At 65.8% G+C, this 21,718-nt stretch carries 18 protein-coding genes; 4 read left to right on the top strand and 14 right to left on the bottom strand.

Annotated elements, in window-relative coordinates:
* The first annotated feature begins 37 nt into the window (after positions 1–37).
* The gene (locus E1956_RS16490) at positions 38–1,201 is read left to right on the top strand and encodes an HlyD family secretion protein (protein WP_134751057.1); all 1,164 of its coding nucleotides are present in this window, start codon (positions 38–40) and stop codon (positions 1,199–1,201) included.
* A complete protein-coding gene (locus E1956_RS16485; protein ID WP_134751055.1) occupies positions 1,180–2,691 on the top strand; it encodes an efflux transporter outer membrane subunit in 1,512 nt (503 codons plus the stop codon). The genes E1956_RS16490 and E1956_RS16485 overlap by 22 nt, the downstream gene beginning before the upstream one ends.
* A 61-nt stretch (positions 2,692–2,752) precedes the next feature.
* Here E1956_RS16485 and E1956_RS16480 read toward each other — a convergent pair whose 3' ends face one another.
* The 6 genes from E1956_RS16480 to E1956_RS16455 are packed head-to-tail and all read right to left on the bottom strand — an operon-like array spanning position 2,753 to position 9,728.
* Complete coding sequence (locus tag E1956_RS16480) at positions 2,753–3,193, bottom strand: RidA family protein (RefSeq protein ID WP_197732884.1); 441 nt, start codon at positions 3,191–3,193, stop codon at positions 2,753–2,755.
* Positions 3,180–3,902 carry a DUF3726 domain-containing protein gene (locus E1956_RS16475; RefSeq protein ID WP_134751053.1) on the bottom strand — a complete coding sequence of 241 codons (723 nt, stop codon included), beginning with the start codon at positions 3,900–3,902 and terminating at the stop codon, positions 3,180–3,182. The genes E1956_RS16480 and E1956_RS16475 overlap by 14 nt, the downstream gene beginning before the upstream one ends.
* Positions 3,899–5,638 (bottom strand): hypothetical protein, encoded by a 1,740-nt coding sequence (locus E1956_RS16470; protein ID WP_197732883.1) that lies wholly within the window; start codon positions 5,636–5,638, stop codon positions 3,899–3,901. The genes E1956_RS16475 and E1956_RS16470 overlap by 4 nt, the downstream gene beginning before the upstream one ends.
* A 26-nt stretch (positions 5,639–5,664) precedes the next feature.
* On the bottom strand, positions 5,665–7,227 hold the full coding sequence (locus E1956_RS16465; protein ID WP_134751051.1) for a BCCT family transporter: 1,563 nt from the start codon (positions 7,225–7,227) through the stop codon (positions 5,665–5,667).
* A gap of 43 nt (positions 7,228–7,270) precedes the next feature.
* Positions 7,271–8,272, bottom strand: a complete 1,002-nt coding sequence (locus tag E1956_RS16460; protein WP_232071655.1) for a dipeptidase — start codon at positions 8,270–8,272, stop codon at positions 7,271–7,273.
* A 13-nt stretch (positions 8,273–8,285) separates the two neighbouring features.
* The gene (locus tag E1956_RS16455) at positions 8,286–9,728 is read right to left on the bottom strand and encodes an aldehyde dehydrogenase family protein (protein WP_134751049.1); all 1,443 of its coding nucleotides are present in this window, start codon (positions 9,726–9,728) and stop codon (positions 8,286–8,288) included.
* A gap of 102 nt (positions 9,729–9,830) precedes the next feature.
* On the opposite strand from E1956_RS16455, the gene E1956_RS16450 reads away from it, so the two are divergent.
* Complete coding sequence (locus E1956_RS16450) at positions 9,831–10,754, top strand: LysR family transcriptional regulator (protein ID WP_134751047.1); 924 nt, start codon at positions 9,831–9,833, stop codon at positions 10,752–10,754.
* Positions 10,755–10,883: 129 nt separating this feature from the next.
* On the opposite strand, the gene E1956_RS16445 is transcribed toward E1956_RS16450, so the two are convergent.
* Positions 10,884–11,135 (bottom strand): hypothetical protein, encoded by a 252-nt coding sequence (locus tag E1956_RS16445; RefSeq protein WP_134751045.1) that lies wholly within the window; start codon positions 11,133–11,135, stop codon positions 10,884–10,886.
* A gap of 389 nt (positions 11,136–11,524) precedes the next feature.
* Here E1956_RS16445 and E1956_RS16440 point away from each other — a divergent pair, with 389 nt between their 5' ends.
* Complete coding sequence (locus E1956_RS16440) at positions 11,525–11,854, top strand: superinfection immunity protein (RefSeq protein WP_134751043.1); 330 nt, start codon at positions 11,525–11,527, stop codon at positions 11,852–11,854.
* A 1,084-nt stretch (positions 11,855–12,938) separates the two neighbouring features.
* Here E1956_RS16440 and E1956_RS16435 read toward each other — a convergent pair.
* From E1956_RS16435 to E1956_RS16405, 7 genes are all read right to left on the bottom strand, one after another.
* Complete coding sequence (locus E1956_RS16435; protein ID WP_134751041.1) at positions 12,939–14,105, bottom strand: alpha-hydroxy acid oxidase; 1,167 nt, start codon at positions 14,103–14,105, stop codon at positions 12,939–12,941.
* 35 nt (positions 14,106–14,140) lie between these two features.
* A complete protein-coding gene (locus E1956_RS16430) occupies positions 14,141–15,634 on the bottom strand; it encodes an aldehyde dehydrogenase (protein ID WP_134751040.1) in 1,494 nt (497 codons plus the stop codon).
* Positions 15,635–15,642: 8 nt separating this feature from the next.
* Complete coding sequence (locus tag E1956_RS16425; RefSeq protein ID WP_134754484.1) at positions 15,643–16,782, bottom strand: porin; 1,140 nt, start codon at positions 16,780–16,782, stop codon at positions 15,643–15,645.
* A gap of 95 nt (positions 16,783–16,877) precedes the next feature.
* Positions 16,878–18,272, bottom strand: coding sequence for an FAD-binding oxidoreductase (locus tag E1956_RS16420; protein ID WP_197732882.1), 1,395 nt, complete (start codon positions 18,270–18,272; stop codon positions 16,878–16,880).
* The gene (locus E1956_RS16415; RefSeq protein ID WP_134751038.1) at positions 18,269–19,879 is read right to left on the bottom strand and encodes a 5-guanidino-2-oxopentanoate decarboxylase; all 1,611 of its coding nucleotides are present in this window, start codon (positions 19,877–19,879) and stop codon (positions 18,269–18,271) included. Before E1956_RS16415 ends, E1956_RS16420 begins: the two co-directional genes overlap by 4 nt.
* Positions 19,880–19,925: 46 nt before the next feature.
* Entirely contained in the window at positions 19,926–20,840 is a 915-nt protein-coding gene (locus tag E1956_RS16410) for a dimethylarginine dimethylaminohydrolase family protein (protein ID WP_134751036.1), read from the bottom strand.
* 59 nt (positions 20,841–20,899) lie between these two features.
* A complete protein-coding gene (locus E1956_RS16405; RefSeq protein WP_134751034.1) occupies positions 20,900–21,718 on the bottom strand; it encodes an ABC transporter permease in 819 nt (272 codons plus the stop codon).

Raw genomic sequence — 21,718 nt, 5'->3', positions numbered from 1 at the left:
CGCCGCTCGCGGCGAAAAACACTGGACGGGAGACGCGATGAGTGAAGGATTGCCCGTCGAAAAGCCTAACGAAACGCGTACGGGAGCGGCACCGCCGCCGACGACTGCCACAACCGCCACGCCTGCGCCCAACACCCCGCCGCCCGGCGCGGCAAAGCCGAACCGGCGCCCGCTGCTGTTTGCAGGACTCGGCCTTCTCGTGCTCGCCGCGATCGCCTTGTATTTTTTCCTGCCGGGTCTTTACGAGCAGGAAACCGACGATGCATACGTGGACGCGCACGTCATATCGGTCATCCCCAAGGTGCCGGCTTACGTGCAGAAGCTCTATGTCGACGACAACAGCGCGGTGCAGCAGGGGCAGCTACTGATCGAACTCGATCCGCGGGATTACGCGGTTGCGTTGCAGCAGGCGCAAGCCAATCTGGAGAACGCGCAAAGCCGGCTCCAGGCAGCGCGCGACGAGATTCCGGTGGCCGACGCACGCGTCGCGCAGCAGCGCGCCGAACTGCAGGTCGCGCAAGCCAACTCGAAGCTGGCGCAGTCCAATCTGCGAAGGCTCCAGTCGGTTTCAGACGTGCGCGCGGTATCGTCCGAACGGGTGGATGAAGGCGCGGCGGCGGCGCAGGGTACGCAGGCGACCACCGTGGCTGCGCAGGTGCGCATCACCGCCGCAGAGGCGTCTGCGAAGCTCACGCGCACTCAGGCGGTCACCGCCGAGGCGGCCGTCGCACAAGCGCACGCGGCACTTGCCCAGGCGCAGTTGAACCTTTCGTACACGAAAATCTATGCGCCGGAAGCCGGCAGTGTGGCCAGAAAGAGCGTGGAGTCCGGCAATTTTGTCCAGCCGGGCCAACTGCTGCTCTCCGTTGTGCCCGAGCGGCTCTACGTGATCGCGAACTACAAGGAAACGCAACTGACGCACGTGCAGCCGGGCCAGGCGGTGTCCGTTCGCGTCGATGCCTTTCCCAACCTGAAGCTGCGCGCCCACGTGGAGAGCATCCAGCGCGGCACCGGCTCGCGTTTTGCGCTCCTGCCGCCGGAAAATGCCACCGGCAATTTCGTCAAGGTCGTGCAGCGCGTCCCGGTGAAAATCGTGTTCGACGATTCCGCGGACGCCCTGCGCTGGATATCCCCGGGGATGTCCGTCGAGACCCGTATCTTTACCCGGGAGCCGCCCAGATGGTTAGGCCTGCTGAATTAACTGCCGGGCGCGAGCGGCGAGTTGGCCGCCAGGCCCGTGCGTTGGCCGCGCTGTTGCTCTGCACAAGCGCCCTGCTCGGCGCGTGTACGGTTGGGCCCGATTACGTGGCGCCCAAAACGAGCTTGCCGCCCGCTTACAGTGAAGCGGCTGGCGCGCAGGCCACCGCGCCTTCGACGGCTGAAGCGGCATGGTGGACGAACTTCGGAGATCCGGTCCTGAACCATCTGATCGACGAGGCGCGGCGAAGCGCCCCGGATCTCGCCTCGGCTGAAGCGCGCGTGCGCGAAGCCCGGGCCATGCGCGGCGTGGCAGGTGCAGCCGACTATCCCGAGGTCGACGCGGGCGCCGCCTACGCCAGAACGCATGGCAGTGCGAACGTTCCGGTTGGCGTGCCGCCGGGCGGCCTGGGCCCGGGCATTGATGGCAATCTTTGGCAAGCGGGCTTCGACGCGTCGTGGGAAATCGACGTGTTCGGCGGCACGCGGCGAGGCATCGAAGCGGCCAACGCGGCCTACGAGGCGTCCGTCGCAGGACGCGGGGATGCCGCCCTCCTGCTGACCGGCGAGATTGCGCGCGACTATGTGGTGCTGCGGGGCGCGCAGCGCCAGCTCGCCGTCGCGCAGGAAAACCTGTCGATCCAGCGGGACACCTTGGCCCTCACGCGTTCCCAGTTCGATGCGGGCCTCGCTTCGCGTCTCGACGTGCTGCGCGCACAGGCGCAGGTCGAAGCGACAGAAGCCGAGATTCCGACGTTCGTGGTCGACGCACGCACCGCCATCTACCGGATCGGCGCATTGGTGGGCGTGCCGCCGGAATCGTTGCTGACCGAACTCGACGCCCCCCAGGCGATCCCCACGCCGGTTGCAGACGTACCGGTCGGCTTGCCGTCAGATCTGCTCCAGCGCCGCCCCGATATCCGCGAGGCCGAGCGGCAACTGGCTGCCGCGAATGCGCGCATCGGCGTGGCGAAAGCCGATCTCTACCCGCACTTCTACCTCACCGGCGCAGCAGGTCTCGAGAGTCTCGACGCATCGACGTTTCTGACTGCCCCGAGCCGCTATCTCTCGATCGGCCCCAGTATCAGCTGGCTCGTTTTCGACGCGGGCAAGGTCCGCTTCACGATCGATGCAGAACAGGCACGCACCGACGCTGCCGCGGCGCAATACCAGCGTGTGGTACTCGACGCGCTCCGCGACGTCGAAACCGCACTGGTTTCCTATGGCCAGTCGAAAATCAGGCGCGAGCGCCTGGCCGCCGAGGTGGCAGCCGATCGCGACGCCGTGGGCATCGCGCAACGGCTCTACCGGCAAGGTCTGGACGACTTCCTGCCGGTGCTCGATGCGGAACGGTCGCTATACGTAGCCGAAGACAAGCTCGCGCAAACCGACCGGGACACGGATATCGCCCTCGTGGCGCTCTACAAGGCGCTGGGAGGCGGCTGGCACGACGACAGCGCACCGTTAGCCTCGAACGCCAGCACGAAGCCGTGACGGATCGCTACCGGCGTGCACCGCTCACGCAAGGGGCCGGGCGCTCGCGCTTGCTTCGAATCTAGATCGCTACGGCCGCGCCTGCGCGAACCGGCACGCAGGCGTAAGCAACGATCTCGACCAGCATTTCCTCGCGCGCCAGCCCCGCAACGACACACGACGCGCGATTAGGAAATGGCGCCGCGAAGTAACGCAACCAGACCGCGTTGACGGCCGGCAGCCACGCGCGGTCCGTCACGTAGACCAAGACCTGCGCGACATCGCCCGCCGTGGCGCCGGCCGCCGCCAGCGTCTGGAACAGGTTCGCGAACACCTGCTGCGCCTGGGCTTCGATGCCGCCGCTCACGACGGTCCCCTCGGCATCGACGGGAATCTGCGCCGTGTACAGCATGCCGTTCGCCGTCACCGCCCATTCGAACATCGCTGTGCGGCTTTGCGGCAGTCCCGTGGGCACGGCCGCGACCGTACGCGGCGCCGCCATGACTTGCTTAGAATCCGTCATCAGCGCCCCCCGCACCATGCTCGCGCGACGCCTCGCTTGCCGCGACCAGCACGCGGCCCTTCCATGTAGCCAGACTCGCGGTCTGCTCGGTGTCCACGTCGACGCCGCGCCAGATCGCCTCGTAGTAACGTGCTTCGAGCTCGGCTGGATCGGCGGCGCCCTCAAGCGTTGGAGCCACTTCGATCGGCACGCGCTGTGAGGCATTCACGCGGCAGCACACGATCAACTCGTCCGCATCCCCAGTGGCTCGCGCGTCACAGCCCAGATAGGCCGGCCACGCATTCTGTCCGGTGGCGCTCGCATAGTGGCGCCCGCTGGCATCGCTCCACGCCAGATCGAAATGCCGCCCGCGCGCGCTCATCATCTTCAGCCCGTACAGCGCGAGGCGCGGCGCGAGTGCCTGCGAAACGCGCACCACGCCCATGCCGTTCCGCGTCGCCTCGGCCCATGCAAGCTCGAACGCAAGCGCACAACCGGCCAGCCCCGCACAGTGCTGCACGCGCATCGCGCCAGGCGCGGCACCTTCGACCACTACCCGCTCGCCCCGCTCGGCGCCAAGCAGGCCGTCCATCGCCGCGAGGCCATCGAGACCGAGCGCCTGCAACCACACGGCCGCATCCGCTGCATCTTCGTAATCGCCCTGCGCCCACCCGCTGCCCTCCAGCGCGGCGCGGCACAGCGAGACCAGTTCGTTCATCGCCATCTTCATGCTTGTGCACTCCCCCTTTCATTGCCGTCCGGCACGCACGGAAACAGCCAGTCGTCGATCATGTCCGGTGCGAGATCGTCGAGCGTCGGCGCCCCCTGGAACAGCGTGACCCGCACCCACAGATTCGACTTCGGATCGAACTTGCTCGCGCCGAACATCGACAACTTCGCGCGCATCAGGTCGATCGGCAGCATGTCGCGTGCGAGCAGGTTCTCGCGTATCTCGCCATACACACGCCCCGCGAGCGACTGCACGCGGCGCACGATCGCGCGGAACTCGGGATGCTCGGCCACGAACACGGCCACGCTCGCTTCGTCGTGCGCCTCCTGCAGCCGCGCATGGAGCCGCAGGATCTGGCGCGCGATGTCGAGCGGCAACTCGCGCGCGGCGCCCGGTTCCTCGGCGCGCATGCCAAGACGCGGCTCCTCCTTCTCGGCGGAGCGGTACCAGAAGAAATGGGCATCGTCGCGCTGCGTCTGGGGCTGCGTGAGCGCCCAGCGGTAGTCGCGCTCCACGAGCGAGCGCAGCGCGCTCACGCGCATGTCGGGATCGAGCCGCAGCGTATCGTCGACCGGTGCGCCGCAATCGATCGTGTCGACGTGTTCCGGATACAGTTCGAGTAGCACGGCCACGAGCACTTCCTGCGCGGCACACGAAAGCTGCGCGGCGGCCCACGCGAGCAGCGCGCCCCAGCGCATCGGCTGCGACCCCGCCGCTTCATGCTGTAGCGCACGCTCGAGACGCGGCAGCTCGGCGAGCAATTGAGCGTTGCGCGCGGCCTCGCGCGGATGGTCGGTATGGACCTGCGCGATGTGGCGCCCGGCGCGCGCGAGCAGCGTGCGCGCACGGGCGAGCGTGGCCGCGTCGACGGACTCGACCGCCAGCACGCGCGCCAGCGCCGTCTCGCGCCCGCGTATCCACTGGTCGAGCTGGGCCGGGTGGCGCACGAGGAACGGCGCCATCCCCAGCCCAGTCGCGTTGCCCACACCGAGATAGCGCCGGTAGCTGCGCGCGAGCTTGACGGCCGCACGCGGATTGCGCCGCGCCGCGATGTGCTCGACGAGGCGCACGCTGAAATCGCGCAACACAAAGACAGCGCACATCTGCGCCGAAAACCCCGCGCGGAACGCCTGGCTGTCGACGAGGCGCGTGTAATCAGCAATGCCAAACTTCCCGTTCCCATACACGGCCGTCGTGCGAATCAGGTAGCCCACGCGCTCGAACGCGGCGGGATCCGGCTGCCGCCCTTCCGCGAGGCAATTCACGACGTAGTCGAAGTTGCGCACGCTCTTGTTCGCCCGGCACAGCACGAGATCATGCGCGCGCAGCCGGCCCGCTTCCTGCAAGGGCACGTTGGCCCGCAGTTGCGCGAGATCCGCTGCTTCGGGCACGCCGCACACGAGGGCGGACGTGATGTCCCACTTCTCGGCGATCACGCGGTCGGTGCGCTCGGCGTCGTCGAGGTGCTGCGAGAAAATCACCTGGCTGTAGCGCTCGCCATAGGCTTCGATCGTGTAGACGCAGGTGCCATAGCCGTTGTCGTCGAGGTCCATGTGCGTGACGCGGATGCGCCAGTTGTCGCGCGCCATGCGCCTGACGAGCGCGCGCACGAAGCTCAGCCGCGTGCCGTGCATGGCGCCAAGCCGTTCGAGGCGATTCGTCACGTCGGGGCTGCGCATCGCGCTGCGCTCATCGAAATCGTCCGGCTGACTCGCGCCAATCGATTCGTTATCCATATCAATATCCACTTCCATGCCAGTCATTATTTCACTCCCTGCTCGACGGCCATCCTGCGCGCGATCCGCACCGCGTCCCACAGCGAAGGCAGGATCAGGATCGAAACCGGCACGGCGGTAATGACGATGAACGATTGCAGCGCGCTGATCCCGCCCGCCCCCATCGTGATCAGCACCGCGCCAACGAGCCCCATGCCGACCGCCCAGAAGATCTTGAGCCACGCGCTGGGCTCGCCGCCGCGATCGCCGCTCATGGCCATCGCGATCGTATAGGCCATCGAGCCGCCGTTCGTCACCACCGAGAAGAAGCTGAGGAACAGGAACAGTGCCGAAATCAGGTTACGCAGCGGCATGGCCTGGGCGACGCCGAGCAACAGCGCCTCGGGCAGCGTGCCGTGCGAGACCACCTTGCCAGGCGTTGCCAGTTCGATGCCGATGCCGGCGCCGCCAACGAGCGTGAACCACAGCATCGTGATCAGCGGCGCGGCGATCGAGAGCAGCACCACGAGCTCGCGAATCGTGCGGCCGCGCGACACCTTCGCGACATAGATCGCCATGATGGGCGCGTAGCCAATGAACCAGCCCCAGTAGAACAGCGTCCACGCGTTGAGCCATTTGCTGTCGCCGCGATACATCGCCGTCTGCACGAAGTCCACGAGGTGCGTCGCGAACGCCTTGAAGAACACGCTGCTCAGGAAGCTCGTGGGCCCGCAGACATAGAGGTAGGCCGCGAGGCCGAGCATCAGCCAGACGTGGATCTTGCAGACGAATCGCAAGCCTTCGAGCCCCGCGATGCAGGCCGTCGTGAAGATGGCGGTCACCGCGAGAATCACGAGCGCCTGGGTCGCGATGGTATCGGGCACGTGCCAGACCGACTGCAGCACATAGGCGATCTGCAGGCCGAGGAAGCCAATCGGGCCGATGGTGCCCGCCGCGACGGCGATGATCGAGGTCGCGTCCGCCAGCGCCGCGATCGGGCCCCGGAGCGCGCGCTCGCCGAACAGCGGATACAGCAGCGTGCGCGGCGCAAGCGGCAGGCCCTTATCGAAATGCAGGTGCATGAAGACGATGGTCAGCAGGCTGCCGAGCACGGCCCACGCCAGAAAGCCCCAGTGCAGGAACGATTGCGCGAGCGCCGCGACAGCCGCCGCCTCGCTGCGCGGCGCGGCGCCGAAGAACGGCGGCGGGCTCATGAAATGCATGAGCGGCTCGGCGGCGGCCCAGAACGCGCCGCCACCGGCCAGCAGCGCGCACATGATGATCACGACCCAGTTGAAGGTCGAATTCGACGGCACCGCGCCGCGGCCGCCCAGCTTCACGCGGCCGAGCTTCGAGAACGCGATGCCGAGACTGACCACGAAGGTCGCGAGCATCAGCAACTGCCAGTACAGCCCGAAGCCGCGCGTGGCCCAGCCAAACGCCGTGTCGACCGCCGCCGAGAGCCACGGCAGGTTGACCAGCGCGGCGACGAGAAACAGCACGAAAAATCCGCCGCTGATGATGAAGATGGGCCAGTCGATACGGCCCCTGCGAGCGGCCGGGTCGGCCGGTTCGTCACGCGCGGCCGCGAGGTCCGGCGAGGTCTGCATGTCCATGTCTCCTCCAGTCTTGAATAGTAGTGTTCGGCGCGCGTCAGCGGCGCTGTTCCGCATCACGCAGGATGCGCATCCAGTTGCCGCCCATGATCTGCGCGACCTCGCTGGGGGCGAAGCCCGCGTGCACGAGCGCCGCCGTGAGGTTCGGAAAGTCGGCGTTCGAGCCGAACCAGCTCACGGGCTGCGGCCAGGCCGCGTTGTCGGCGCTGCCTTCGCCGTAATCGGTCTGCTTGCTCCAGCGGCCGTTGCGCATCCATTCGAGCACGCTGTACGGCTGCCCCTGGCACAGGTCGCTGCCGATGCCCACGTGGTCGATGCCGATGAGGTCGACCGTGCGCGCGACCATGTCGGTGAACTCGCCGGGCGTGCAGCGGCTGCCGTTCTTCAGATGAAACGGATAGAGGCTGAAGCCCACGAGGCCGCCGCGCTCGCCGAGCGCGCGCAGCACCGCGTCCGACTTGTTGCGCTTCGCCTCGTGGAAGAACGACGGATTCGCGTGGCTGATCACGATGGGCTTCGACGAGATCGCGATGGCTTCGAGCGTCGACCGCTCGGCGCTGTGGGACATGTCGATCACCATGCCCACGCGGTTCATCTCCTCGATCGCCGCACGGCCGAATCGCGTAACGCCGCCATCGGAGGACTCGTAACAGCCCGTGGCGAGCAGGCTCTGATTGTTGTACGTGAGCTGCATCGTGCGCACGCCGAGATCGCGGAACACCTCGATGAGGCCGATGTCGTCCTCGATCGGCGAACAATTCTGCAGTCCGTATAAAATAGCGACCTTTCCGGCCTGCTTCGCCGCGAGCACGTCGTCCATCGTCCGCGCCCGCATCACGAGATCGGCGTGGCGCTCGAAACGCGCGTTCCATTCGGCCATGCGCGTGAGCGTCTCGCGCGCGTTCTCCCAGTAGACGATCGTCGCATTGACGGCCGCGACGCCGCCGTCGCGCATCTGCTCGAAGATGCCGCGGTCCCAGTTCGAGTACTGGGTGCCGTCGATGACGACGAGCGTGTCATGCAGAGTCTTTTCAGTCATTGCCCGCCCCCTTTTATGCGCGCGTGTAGGCGGTCTTCAGCGTGGTGTAGAACTCGGCCGCGTGCGGCCCCTGTTCGCGCGGACCGTAGCTCGACGCCTTGCGGCCGCCAAACGGCACGTGATAGTCGGTGCCGGCCGTGGGCAGATTGACCATCACGCAGCCCGCCTGGGCATGGCGGCGGAAATGCGTCGCGTGGCGCAGCGATTGCGTCATGATGCCGGCCGTGAGGCCGAACGCCGTGTCGTTGGCAACGGCCAGCGCCTCCTCGTAGTCGCGCACGAGGATCACACAGGCGATCGGGCCGAAGATCTCGTCGCGATTGATCTGCATGTCGTTGCGGCCCTGGTCGAACAGCGCGGGCGACATGCACCATGCGCGCTCGGGATGCGCGAGCGCTTCACCGCCGCACACGAGCCGCGCGCCCTCGCGCTGGCCGAGCGCGACATAGCGCAGATTCGATTCGAGCTGGCGCCCGTCGATGACCGGACCCATCTGCACGCCTTCGTCGAGCGCGCGGCCGACCCGCACGTTGCGCAGCCGCTCGGCCAGCCGCTCGACGAACGCCGCGTGGATACCCGGCGTCACGACGAGTCGCGACGACGCGGTGCACTTCTGCCCGGTGCCCGAGTAGGCCCCTTGAAACGCGCATTCGACCGCGAGATCGAGATCGGCGTCGTCGAGCACGACGAGCGCGTTCTTGCTGCCCATCTCCATCTGCAACTTGATGAGGTTCGGCGCAGCGGTGGCCGCGAGGCGGCGGCCGGTTTCGAGCGAGCCCGTGAACGAGATGCCGTCGACGCCCGGCGAAGTCGCGAGCAGATGGCCAATCGCCTCGCCCGGCCCCATCAGCAAGTTGAACGTGCCGGGGGGCAGCGCCTGGCGGCTGATGATCTCCGTGAGCGCCCATGCGCTGGCCGGGGTCAGGTTGGCGGGCTTGAACAGCACCGCATTGCCGAAGGCGAGCGCCGGCGCGATCTTCCAGCATGCCGTTGCCATCGGGAAGTTCCACGGCGTGATGACGCCGACCACGCCGAGCGGCTCGCGCCGGTAATCGATCTCGATGCCGGGCCGCACCGAATCGGCGTTGCCGCCGAGCTGCCGCAGCACTTCGGCCGCGAAGTAATGGAAGAACTGGCCCGCGCGCGCGACCTCGCCCACGCCCTCGGCGAGCGTCTTGCCCTCCTCGCGTGCAAGCTGCCGGCCAAGCTCATCGCGGCGCGCGATCAGCTCATCGCCGATCGCACGCAGCACGTCGTGGCGCTGCTCGAGGCCCGTAGCGGCCCATTGGGGTTGCGCGCGGCGCGCGGCTTCGATGGCCTGCTGCGCCTGGGCGCTGGTGGCCTGCGTGTAGCGGCCGATCAGGTCGTCGGTGTCGGAGGGGCTGCGGTTATCAACGAAGGTCTCGCCGGCCTGCCAGTGGCCGTCGATCCAGTTCAAAAAGGTCTGAGGATTCATCTTCGATCTCAACGCGATTGACGTGAGAGCGATTCTAGAAACCACGCTAAAATAGCCAAAGCCAATTTTTCTGATCGAAATATTTATTCTTCTTATTCCGCTATGGACCGGCTCCCTGATGTGAAGATCGCGCAGTTGCGCCATTTCGTGGCCGTCGTCGAGCACGGCGGCTTCAAGGCCGCCGCGCGGGCCGTGTTCCGCAGCCAGCCGGCGCTTTCGCTGTCGATCAAGGAGCTCGAAGGTGCGCTGGGCGCGGCCCTGTTCGAGAAAGGCAGCCACGCCTCGCTCACTCCGTTCGGCGCGATGCTCTATGGCGAGGCACGCAAGCTCGTCGAGCATTACGAACGCGCGATTGCCTCGGCAATCGACGTGGCGCAGGTGCGCGGCGGCCGCGTGCGCGTGGCCGCGGTGCCGTCGATCGCGCACGAGATACTGCCGCGCGCGATCAGCCGGTTCTCGGCGCGCCATCCTGGTGTGCATCTGCATGTGGAAGACGGCACAGCCACCTATATCCACGACCGGGTGCGCTCGGGCGCGATCGACTTCGGCATCGCGGGCGAGCCGAAGGACGACTCCGAGCTCAGCTTCACGCCGCTGCTCGCCGACGTGATGTGCTTGGTCGTGAACGCGGGCCATGCGCTGTTCAGGCAGCGCCGCGTGGAATGGAAGGATTTGTCAGGCTACCGGCTGATCGGCAATGGCACGCTGCGTGCGTTGCCCGAACCGGTGCGGCGTGCCGCGGACGGACAGGACGATATCTTCATCGCCAATACGACCACGCTGCTTTCGGCCGTCGAAGGCGGTGTGGGGCTTACGGTGCTGCCCTGGCTCGCGCAGCAGCGGCATCGCGAGACGCTGCGCTTCATTCCGCTCGACGCGCCGCGCATCGAGCGCGCGGTGGGCTTCGTCGAGCTGACCGGACGCTCGCTCAACCCCGCCGCGCGTGCACTGCGCGAGAGCTTTTGTGAGGCGCTCGACGATGTGGCGCTGCCGCCGACGTATGTGCGGCGGCCGTCTGCGGATTGAGAGGATCAATCAAGGCAGAGGATTAAAGCTTCTCGCGAAGCGCCAAGATCTCTGGACAACTAATAATTGACGCCAAGGTTGAACTGGCGCGGGGATTGCTCGGTGCGTGAGCGACGTAGAACGCGGCGATCAGAAGTCGGAGCCCAGCACCTGAACGGGCGACTTGGCGCCAGCCTGAACCTTCCGGGTTGCCACGTCGACAATCTCCTGAAGGTTGTCCAGAAGCGCGGCCTCATCGCTAGCCGGGTCGCCTTCGGAGCCAAAGACATCGACCAGACACTCACCTGCCACCCGAACCTCGAACAGGGTTCCCGCAATGAGGTAGTCGAAGTACGAATCGCCATCCTTGTGAAGAATGGGAAAACCAGATGGGCTGTTCATGGCGCGCACCTCGTGACGTGGTGGGCACATGGTAACGGGTTTCCCGTCGTGTTCCCGAGACCGCGGCGACGGCAATGCGGCAATCTTCGGGCTGGGAAACCCATACCTGCGCGGTTCCGGCAGTTTCACCCCGCAAGCGAGCCTCTTTTTCAGCAACCACGACGAAATGGTCTGCGGAATCCGCCGCGATTCCTTGAAAATCCCGCCAGACGGGGCTCCGGCGCGTTGTCGATCATCCCGGGGTGACGCGTCGATTGTTTACGTGGGCGCAACGCAGAATTCGTTCTATTAGCATTGTTCTTCAATAGATAGCGCCTAAAATTCCCTCCACTGTGTTACGGCGATCGTTGCTTTGCGGCGGTGCCGGACTGCTTACATGAGAGGGTGCCATGAAGGAAATTCTCGAAGGGGCCGCGGTCATTGCCGCGATGAGCCTGTATTTGATTCCGTCAATCGAAGCTGACGCGCGCGGGCATCACGATGCTTTGGCGATCACGTTGGTCAATGTGTTGCTGGGCTGGACGATCGTTGGATGGTTTGCGGCGCGCGCTTGGGCGCACAGCCGGCGCGAGGAGCGGCTGCTTGGCGCCGCGAAGAAAATCCAGCGTGCGGCGGGCCGGATTACCAGCCAGAAGATCGTGCAGCATGCGCAATGGCGTACCGCGATGGAATCCCGTTCGGCGTTGGGACGGCGTGACGTGAAGCGGTACTATTCATGATCGCGGCTAATGCACGAGGGGCGGCGGTGGTATCGCCGCTTCGGGCGATCGGTTCGGTTGTGGCGCTTTGCGCGATGTTGGTGGGTTGTGCTTCGGCCACCGATGTCACCTCGGTGGATCAGCATGGCACGCTTATGGTGTCGGCTAGCGCCACTGGCGGGCAGCTTGCGTGGGCGCGCGCTCGCAGGACCGCGATGGCCAAAGCTAATGAGCACTGTGAGAGCCTTGGGATGCAGACGAGTTTCGCTGCGGAACAAATGCAGGGTTTTCAGGCGTTCGAGCAGCAGGACTCTGTTGTCAGGTTTGAGTGCCATCCCAAATTGTGATTGGGGCGCTTTGCGCGCGGGTTATTAGGCCGTTGGCCTTAACTTGGTTTCGCGGCGGGCCGCAGGCGTTGCCCCTGTGCGGGGCGGCACCTACTTTTCTTTGCAGCCGCAAAGAAAAGTAGGCAAAAGAAAGCGGCTCACACCGCCAGTGTGACGCAGTCCACCACTGCCCTGTCCATCGGAGCGGCTCCGGGGCATCCGTCTCCTCGCACATTCCATGTTAGTGACAAGGGACTCATTCTTCCCGCCACGCGCTAAGCGCGGGCGGAAGGGTCTGCATGGAAAACCGGGCGGGCTGCGTGGCGAATACGCGAAGTTCTGCCGGGCAAATCGGAGATTGCGAAGGAATGGTTCCGTGCGAGCGAATATGCTGGAGTCCTACTGATACACGAGAGTGCTCCCAATAAATACTCGGGAGTTCCACGAATACGTGTATATCCCAACGGTTTTTGTTATGCCCCGCGGCGCGCGAAGCGCCGCCGGATGGATGAGCCCTTAGTCACTCCGCTATACGTCGCGTGGCGACAGACGCCCCGGAGCCACTCCGATATACAGGGCAGTGGTGAACTGCGTCACACTAGCGGTTTGAGCGGCTTTCTTTTGCCTACTTTTCTTTGCCGCTGCAAAGAAAAGTAGGTGCCGCCCCGCACAGGGGCAACGCCTGCGGCCCGCCGCGAATACAAGTTAAGGCCAACGCGCCGACAGGATCAAATACGAAAATAAGCGCACCGTACGGGCGCCCCGTACAGCAAACGAAATCACATCCTTGCCAACACTGGCAAATTGCGATTACGCCGCACCTCCACTGACGCCAGTTCAGTGAGATCACGGCAACCGAGCAACGCCATCGTCGTGGCAAGCTCCGTAGCCAGAAGCTTGAAAGCACAACCAATCCCGCCCTTTCCGCCCGCCGCGGCGCCATACAGCCCAGGCCTGCCAGCAAACACGGCCCTCGCCCCCACCGCGAGCGCCCGGCTCACATCCTCCCCACTGCGAATGCCACCGTCCATCATGACCGTGAGCGCATCTCCAACGGCATCGACAATCTCCGGCAACGCATCGACCGAAGCCGCGCAGCAATCCAGCTGCCTCCCACCATGATTGGAAACGATGATGCCGTCCACGCCCAATTCCTTCGCGCGTTTGGCGTCCTGCGCACCCAGCACGCCCTTCACCACAAGCGGCCCATCCCAAAGCCGCCGGATCTCGCCCAGCGAGCCCCAGTCGAACGCCGGATCGGTTTGCGCGTCCAGTTGCGCCATCATCGATACGCCGCCGCCATAGTACGGCTCGAGATTCGGCAAGCGAATGCCGCCGCCGCTCCAGTAGCGAAGCAGCCAGCCCGGATGCCGGAGCACGTCCATGCACATTCGGGCATTGGGCCTGAGCGGCAGCGCCAGGCCGTTGCGAATGTCGCGGCGCCGGATACCGGCAAACGCGAGATCGATCGTGATGACCAGCGCGCCGAAGCCACTCGCTTTCGCGCGGGCAATGAGGTCGAGGTCGGTGGCGCGGTTGCGCGACGCATAAAGCTGAAACCAGCCGAGATCGCCACAGATCGCGCCAATCTCCTCCATCGGGCAACTCGCCACGGTGCTCAGTATGAACGGCAAGCCCATCTCGCGCGCTGTCTCCGCAACGAGCCGTTCCGCCTCCGGCCACACGAGCCCGCTCATGCCGGTAGGCGCCACGCCGAAAGGCAACGCATAGCGCTTGCCAAACAGGTCTACCGAAGTATCCACTTTCGAAACGTCGCGCAACGCATGGGGGACCAGCGCAACGTCGCGCAGGCTCGCCCTGTTCTCCCTCAGGACGAACTCGTCTCCCGCGCCGCCATCGACGAAATCGAACACGACGCGCGGCAGATTACGGCGTGCAATTTCGCGGAGATCGTCGATGCAGGAGGCGGACGCGAGCGTAGGCATAGTGGCTTCAGGGACTTGAGTTTCTGGGAATGGGATCAACCGAGACGCAGGAGGGTCGACTTGAGCTCGGTGTATTTTTCAAGAGCGTGGACGGAATTGTCTCGCCCGTTTCCCGACTGCGCAATGCCTCCGAAGGGCATGTTCATGTCCCCGCTGTCGTCGTGACCGTTCACCCAGACCATGCCCGCGCGCAACCGTCGCGACGCTTCGTGCGCGAGGCGCAGGTTGCTGGTCCAGACCGATGCGCCCAGGCCATAGTCGCTGCTGTTGGCAAGCGCAATCGCCTCGTCGAAGTGATCGAACGGAAAGACCGTCAAAACCGGGCCGAAAATCTCTTCCCGCGCTATGCGGGCCGTTGCGGCCGGACGCTCGAAAATCGTCGGCTCGATGAACAAGCCGCCGCTCGACTCCCTGACGCGTCGCCCTCCGCAACGCAAGCGGGCCTCTGTGCGCCCCACGTCGATATAGCCGAGCACCCGGCGCAAATGCTGCTCGTCGACGATCGCGCCCATCGTGGTGCCAATATCGAGCGGGTCACCCGGCACGAAGCGCCTCGCCTCGTCCACCATCGCCTGCATGAACACGTCGTAAATGTCCGTGTGGATCAACAATCTCGATGCCGCGGTACATATCTGGCCCGCGTTGTAGAAGATGGCGGCTGCCGCGCTGCGCGCCGCGTGGCCGATATCGGGACAATCGGGCATGACGATGAACGGCGACTTGCCGCCGAGCTCGAGCCAGACGCGCTTCAGATTGGAGCGCGCGGCGCATTCCATCACGCGCTTGCCCACGGCGGTCGACCCCGTGAACGCCACGCAGTCGACGTCCTCATGGAGCGCCAGCATTTGGCCGACCGCGCCGTCGCCGGGCAGCACATTGAGCACGCCGTCCGGCAAGCCGGCGGCTCTCGCGAGATCGGCAATGCGCAATGCCGTGAGCGGCGACTTCTCCGAAGGCTTGAGCACTACGCTGTTGCCGGCTGCCAGCGCCGGGGCGATTTTCCACATGGCCATCTGGAGCGGAAAATTCCACGGCACGATGGCGGCGACGACACCCACCGGCTCGCGGGTGACGTAGCCCAGTTGGGTCTTGTCGATCTGGACGAGCTCGTCGACACGCTTGTCCGCCAGCTCGGCAAACCATTCGAGGCAATAGATCGTGCCGGGCACGTCGATCGCCGTCGTGTCGGCAATGGGCTTGCCGACGTCGAGGGTTTCCAGCAGCGCCAGTTCGTCGGCGCTCTCCCTCACGAGTTGCGCCCAGCGTTGCAAAACGGCTTTGCGCTCCCGCCCGCTCGCGTCCGCCCACACACCCGAGTCGAAGCAGCGGCGGGCCACGGCGATCGCCAGTTGAACGTCGCGCTCCGAGCAGGCGCTCACGTGGGCCAGCACGCGCGAGTCCGCTGGCGAAACGTCGGCGAAAACCGCGCCGTCGTGCGCGTCCACGCGTTTGCCGTCAATGAACGCACGCCCGTCGATGCGCAGGGATTGCGCGAGCGCGCGCCAGTCCCTTTCAATCGCACTACTCATCGTTGACCTCAGAAAGAATGGAACATGCCGATGCGCGCCATGCTCTGGTGCTGGCTGCTCGAGGGCGTGAAGTTATAGCCGATATTGGCATCCACGCCCGAGGACGCAACGAGGAAGTCCGCGCCCGCATAGACGGAGGTCCGCTTGGACAGCGCATAGGTCGCGCCCGCCGATATCGAGTTCCAGTGGTGTCCCTCGAAGGTGGTGTACTGGTATCCCAGCACGCCGAATAGCGCTTCCGTGAAGTTGTAGACGCCACCCGCCTCGTACACCTTCATCGACGAGCTCTGGCCGTACCCCTTGAACGTGGTGTCGGTGAAGTTGCCCATCAGCATCAGCTTGCCGAGCGTGTAGCTCGCGCCCACGCCGAGCGTGCCCTGGCTGTCCACGTTGAACGGCGTGCTGGCGTACAGGTCGGTCACCGCGCCCGTGACGGGATCACGCGTGGCGACGGTCTGGCCGAGGAAGGTCGTCACGCCGATTGCGCCATAGGGATCGAGCGCCGCCAGCCCGCTCGGCTGGTTCAGGCGCGTGTAGGCCACCGACGCCGCGAACGGGCCGTGCGCGTAGTTGACGCCGGCGCTCCATGAACTGCCGTTGTGGAAGTCGCCCGCGCGATTGCTGAACGAGTACATGCCGCCAAAACTCAGGCCCTTGAGGTCGGGGCTCGTGTACTTGACGGCGTTCTGCAGCCGGTCGCCGCCTACACGGTCGAAGTCGCCCTGGTGGATCGAGTAGCCCGTGGCGTATGCGCTCACGTTGTACTGCAGGATGAAATCGTTCGTGAAGTCATACTGGTTGCCGAACAGCAGCGTGCCGAAATCGCTCGACAGCCCGACGTAGGCCTGGCGGCCAAACTCCGCGCCACCCTGCTTGAGCTGGCCCGTGTTGAGCGCAAACCCGTTCTCCAGCCTGAACACGGCCTTCAGGCCGCCGCCCAGGTCCTCGCTGCCCAGCAGGCCCCAGCGGTTGCCGTACATCTTGCTGTCGTCGGCGCGGTAATTCGCCGAGCCGCCTTCGTTCGACACGTAAGTGATGCCGGTGTCGATCTTCCCGTACAGCGTCACCGAGTTCTGGGCGAACGCGGCCGTTCCCCCCGAGAGCGAACCGACCAGCGTACCAAGCGTGCCAAGCGCCACGTAGAACATTTTCGTTGTCATTCAGGTCTCCGAAATTAGCTGGGCGGGCATGCCAGTCAGCGATAACATCATGGATGCCCATTTTTATTGACTTCTTCGACTACTCAGTCAACCACCTTGCCCGGGTTGAGCGTTCGCTTCGCGTCGAGCAGCGAGCGCACGGCGCCCATCAACGCGAGGCGCTGCGGGTCGCCGTAGCGAGCGAGCGCGGCCTTCTTCTCGACCCCAATGCCATGCTCTGCGGAGAGGGCGCCGCCCACTGCCGCGAGCGGCTCGTAGATCAGCGCTTCGATATCGGCATAGCGGTCGTGCAGCGGCGTATCCGCTGCCAGCATGATGTGCAAGTTGCCGTCCATCAGATGACCGAAGACGAAGAGCTTGATCGACGCGTCGAACGACCGGAATGCCGCCTGCAAGTCGCGCACGTAGCCGTCCAGCGCGGGAACCGGCAGCGCCACGTCGAACGAAAGCTGATGGGCGCCCTGATGCGCGACCGCATCCGAATCCTCGCGCAGCAACCAGATGCGCTCGCGCTGCGTGCCGCTGCTCGCGACGATGCAGTCTTCGAGGAGGCCGTCTTCCAACGCGGACTCCAGCAACGTTTCGAGTTGCTGCGCCATGTCGATGGCGTCGTCGTGCGCGACTTCCACCACGAGACTCAACGGGCAATCTTCGAACACGAGGTTCGCCAGCTCCGGGTGGGCGTCGCGCACGCACGCCGCATAGTCCGCCCAGAGCACTTCCACCGCGAGCAGGCGGTCGTAGTGCGCGTGCCGCAGGCGCCGCACGATTTCGAGTCCGGCACGCAGGTCGGCGAGGCCCAGCAAGGCCGTCGCTGCGGCCCGCTGCTGCGGCACGAGCCGCAGCACCGCGCAGCTCACGATGCCGAGCGTCCCCTCCGCGCCGATGAAAAGCTGCTTCAGGTCGTAACCCGTGTTGTTCTTGGTCAGCGCGTTCAGGTCGCGAAACACGGTGCCGTCTGCGAGCACGGCTTCGAGACCCAGCACTTGCTGGCGCGTCATGCCGTGGCGGAACGCGCGCAGGCCGCCGGCGTTGTGCGAGATCAGCCCGCCCACCGTCGCGCCGTCGCGCGAAGCCAGATCGACGCCGAATTCGAGCCCCGCCTCGCGCGCCGCCTCGTTGATCTGCGCGAGCGTCACCCCTGCCTGCACCGTGATCGTCATGCTCTCGCGATCGAGCGCCACGATCCGGTTCATGCGGCGCAGCGAAACGATCACATCCTCGGGGCGCGATGCGCTCGCCCCCACGAGCCCGGTGAGCCCGCCTTGCGGCACGAGCGAGCGCCCCTGTGCCGCGCAGCATTGGACCACGGCGGCGAGTTGCTGCGTGTCGGCGGGCGAAACCATGATGCGTGCCGCGAGATTCTCCGTGTGATAGCCATGATCGAGCAGCTTCACCTGCTCGCCCACGCGCACGCCCTCCCTGCCGGCAATGTGCGTCAGCGCCTCGATCAGCGTGGCGTCGTCGCGCGCCATCATTGCGCCTCCCAACTGAAACGCGAGGCATCGATTTCGAGCAGGCCCGGCGTCGTCTTGCCGTGCTGTTCGGCCAGCAATGCGCGCAGCTCCGCCAGATTCGCCGGCGCGCAATACGCAATGTCGTAAGCGGCAGCAAGCGCCCTGAAGTCCGGCGGCTCGACATCGACGCCGAGCGGCGGCACGTCCGCGCGGCACATCGCGTCGCGAATCTCCTGATAGCCCCGGCTGTTCCAGACGACGACCGCGATGCCCGCGCGCGCCTCGCGCGCGCAGGCCAGCTCGCCCACGCTGAACTGCACGCCGCCGTCGCCGACCAGCGCGACGACGGGCCTCGCGGGCTGCGCGAGCTTGGCGCCGATCGCCGCCGGCAAGCCGTAGCCGAGCGTGCCGTAGCCCGTCGACGAGTTGAACCACGATGCGCTAGCCGTGGCCCGGTAGGCAATGGCGCCGCGATAGACCGGCTGCGTCGAATCGCCGGCGACAATGGTATCGGGAGCCGCATCGCGAATGACCGTGAGCAGCGCGTCGAAGCGCCGGTCCTGCTCCCGCGCGTGGGCCCGCACGGCGGCATTCACCTGCGCCACGCGCCGGTGCGCCCATTCCAGATCGGTTTGCACATCGAACGATGTCGCGAGCAAGTCGTGCAGCACCGCGCGGGCGTCGCCGACGACCGGGAGCGCGGCGGGATGCGCCCCTAGCGCCTGGAACGGATCGATGTCGATGCGCACGAGCGGCGCGCGCAGCTTGTGCGGCCCTTTGCCGAAGAAGTCGTAGTCGGTCTCGCCCAGCTCCGTGCCGATGGCGACGACCAGATCGGCCTCGTCGAAGAGCTGCCGCCCCTCGTCGAACGACTGCACGCCGTCAAGCAGCAACGGATGATCGGGCGGCAACAGGCCGCGCGCGTTGACCGTCAACGCCACCGGCGCGCCGAGGCGTTCGGCCAGCGCCTGCACGAGCGGCCCCGCGCCCACCGCCCCGCCGCCCGCCAGCAGCACGCGCCGGCGCGAGGCAGCTAGCCGCGCGCGCAACGCGTCGAGCACGGCCAGCGGCGCGCTCGGCGCGGCCGGAATGGCGCGCGGCGTCAAATCGACATGTGACGCGTCGGCGTCGAGCACATCGAGCGGAATCTCGATGTGCACCGGGCGTGGCCGCGCACAGCCGAACACCGCGAAGGCCCGGGCCAGCACCTCCGGCAACTCGTCGGGCCGGTTCAGCGTATGACTGAACGCGCTAACGCCGGCCACCAGGGCGCGCTGGTCGGGCAGTTCGTGCAGCCGGCCGTGGCCGAGGCGCAGGTGCTCGCGACGATTGACGCTGGAGATGACCAGCATCGGAATGGAGTCTGCATAGGCTTGCCCCATCGCGGTGGCGATATTCGTCATCCCCGGACCGGTGATGATGAAACATACGCCCGGCCGCCGCGCGACGCGCGCATAGCCGTCGGCCATGAAGCCGGCGCCTTGCTCGTGGCGCGGCGTGACGTGCTTGAGCCGGCTGCCGGCCAGCGCCCGGTACAGGGGCACCGTATGCACGCCGGGGATGCCGAACAGGGTGTCGACGCCATAGCCTTCCAGCAGGCGAACGAGCGCTTCAGCGCAAGTGATCAAGACAGACTCCAGGTGTGTTGCAATGAATTGATGCGGCGTGCGGCGCTCAGACCGGATCGCGACGCAGTGGCTGGCACATGCAGTGCACCCCACCGCCACCATTGGCGATCATGTCGATTTCCGGGTCGTAGACCGTGAAGCCCAGCGCCTTCAGGCGGTCCTTGAGGAAATGACTGCTGTTGGGCAGGAGCACGCGGTCATTGCCGAGCGCCACCACGTTGCAACCGAGCTTCATCGTGTCCTTGAACGGCACTTCGATGATCTCGATGCCCTTGCCGCGCAACCAGCTCACGACGTCCGGCTCGGTCGTTTCGATACAAACGGCCGCAAGCTTAGGCGCGAGCATGACGACCATGAGGTCGATGTGCACATAGTACGGATCGATGCTGGACAGGCGCACTTCCCAGCCCTCCTTCTCGAACCAGCCCTTGAGCTGGCGCGCGCCTTCCTCTTGCGAGCGCCCTTCCACGCCTTCCCAGCCAATCAGCACGCAACCGGGCTCGATAATGTCGAAGTCGCCACCCTCGAAGGTGCCCGCCGTGACGTAGTCGTAAATGGGGATGCCAAGGCGCTGATACGTTTCGATGGCGCGGAAGTTCTCGCCGCGGCGCCACCATTGCGCCATGTTCGTGATGACCGCGCCGAACGGCGTCATGACCGACGAGTCGCGCGCGAAGACCTGATACGGGAGCGCGGGATCCGCCGCGTGAAAGTGCACCTTGACGCCGGCGCTGTGGTAGGCGTCCACCATTTCCGCGTGCTGGCGCCGGGCAACGTCCGCGTCGAAGCGCAGGCCGTCGCGCAGGCTCTTCTTGGACAGCGAGCTCGTTTCCAGCCAGCGATAGTTTTCGACCGGGCCGAGCAGGATGTCGCGCAGCACGCCGTAGTCGCTGTTGGCGCCCCAGTTGTCGAGCGCGGGGGTGTTGCCTTCTTCACGGCGATTACGCAGATTGAACGTCATGATTTGGATTCCTTATTAAAGTTAGTGCTTTTGACCGCCTTGCGACGGTCCCTGCTACCTCAGTGTTCGGCCCGGCGCCGCTCGCCGGCGTGCTGCAAGGCCATGCGCGCGACGAGCACGACGGTGGTGATCGCCAGCAGCAGCACGGAGATGGCGGCGACGCTCGGGCTGATGTTGTCGCGCAGCTCCGTCCAGATATGGCGCGGCACCGTGTTCACATTCACGCTGGTCACGAACAGCGTGACCGAGATCTCTTCCCACGACAGCGCGAGACCGAGCAGGAACGTGGACGCCATGGCCATCTTCAGGTTAGGCAACACGACGAGAAACGTGGTCTGCACGAGATTCGCGCCCAGATTGCGGGCGGCCAGCTCGATGCGCCGGTCCAGCTGCGAGAGCGCCACCATCATGGTCACGACGCAGTACGGCACGATCATGATCACATGCGCGACGATCACGCCGGGCAAGGTGTCGTACCCGAGCGAGGGCAGCCAGGAGCCGACCTTCGTCTCCATGAAGTACAGCACCATGGCCGAGATGATCGGCGGCACCACCATCGGCACGAGCACGAGCGCCACGACCGCGCTCACGATGCGCGAGCGCAGATACCACACGCCCACGCTGAAGGCGACGGCCAGCACGAGCGCGATCACGCTTGCCACGACGGCCACCAGCGCGCTCTGGCCGATGCTCGACATCCAGTCGCTGCTTTCGAACAGCGCCTTGTAGTGGCGCAGCGACCAGTGGCCGTCGGGCATCGAAAGATAACGCTTCGACGTGAACGACACCGGAATCACGGCCAGCAGCGGAAACATCAGGAAGCCGATGGTTGCCACGCTCAGCACGCGGCTGATTGAACCAGTCTGTTGGTTATCCAT

This window comes from Paraburkholderia pallida (assembly GCF_004524855.1).
In the GTDB taxonomy this organism is placed as follows: Bacteria; Pseudomonadota; Gammaproteobacteria; order Burkholderiales; family Burkholderiaceae; genus Paraburkholderia; species Paraburkholderia oxyphila.
This window is presented reverse-complemented; position numbering and strand designations above follow the sequence as displayed.

What these genes read in the sequence shown, in the direction of transcription:
- E1956_RS16490 (WP_134751057.1), top strand. Translation starts at nt 38, where the DNA reads ATGAGTGAAGGATTGCCCGTCGAAAAGCCTAACGAAACGCGTACGGGA.
- E1956_RS16485 (WP_134751055.1), top strand. Translation starts at nt 1,180, where the DNA reads ATGGTTAGGCCTGCTGAATTAACTGCCGGGCGCGAGCGGCGAGTTGGC.
- E1956_RS16480 (WP_197732884.1), bottom strand. Translation starts at nt 3,193, where the DNA reads ATGACGGATTCTAAGCAAGTCATGGCGGCGCCGCGTACGGTCGCGGCC.
- E1956_RS16475 (WP_134751053.1), bottom strand. Translation starts at nt 3,902, where the DNA reads ATGAAGATGGCGATGAACGAACTGGTCTCGCTGTGCCGCGCCGCGCTG.
- E1956_RS16470 (WP_197732883.1), bottom strand. Translation starts at nt 5,638, where the DNA reads ATGGATAACGAATCGATTGGCGCGAGTCAGCCGGACGATTTCGATGAG.
- E1956_RS16465 (WP_134751051.1), bottom strand. Translation starts at nt 7,227, where the DNA reads ATGCAGACCTCGCCGGACCTCGCGGCCGCGCGTGACGAACCGGCCGAC.
- E1956_RS16460 (WP_232071655.1), bottom strand. Translation starts at nt 8,272, where the DNA reads ATGACTGAAAAGACTCTGCATGACACGCTCGTCGTCATCGACGGCACC.
- E1956_RS16455 (WP_134751049.1), bottom strand. Translation starts at nt 9,728, where the DNA reads ATGAATCCTCAGACCTTTTTGAACTGGATCGACGGCCACTGGCAGGCC.
- E1956_RS16450 (WP_134751047.1), top strand. Translation starts at nt 9,831, where the DNA reads ATGGACCGGCTCCCTGATGTGAAGATCGCGCAGTTGCGCCATTTCGTG.
- E1956_RS16445 (WP_134751045.1), bottom strand. Translation starts at nt 11,135, where the DNA reads ATGAACAGCCCATCTGGTTTTCCCATTCTTCACAAGGATGGCGATTCG.
- E1956_RS16440 (WP_134751043.1), top strand. Translation starts at nt 11,525, where the DNA reads ATGAAGGAAATTCTCGAAGGGGCCGCGGTCATTGCCGCGATGAGCCTG.
- E1956_RS16435 (WP_134751041.1), bottom strand. Translation starts at nt 14,105, where the DNA reads ATGCCTACGCTCGCGTCCGCCTCCTGCATCGACGATCTCCGCGAAATT.
- E1956_RS16430 (WP_134751040.1), bottom strand. Translation starts at nt 15,634, where the DNA reads ATGAGTAGTGCGATTGAAAGGGACTGGCGCGCGCTCGCGCAATCCCTG.
- E1956_RS16425 (WP_134754484.1), bottom strand. Translation starts at nt 16,782, where the DNA reads ATGTTCTACGTGGCGCTTGGCACGCTTGGTACGCTGGTCGGTTCGCTC.
- E1956_RS16420 (WP_197732882.1), bottom strand. Translation starts at nt 18,272, where the DNA reads ATGATGGCGCGCGACGACGCCACGCTGATCGAGGCGCTGACGCACATT.
- E1956_RS16410 (WP_134751036.1), bottom strand. Translation starts at nt 20,840, where the DNA reads ATGACGTTCAATCTGCGTAATCGCCGTGAAGAAGGCAACACCCCCGCG.
- E1956_RS16405 (WP_134751034.1), bottom strand. Translation starts at nt 21,718, where the DNA reads ATGGATAACCAACAGACTGGTTCAATCAGCCGCGTGCTGAGCGTGGCA.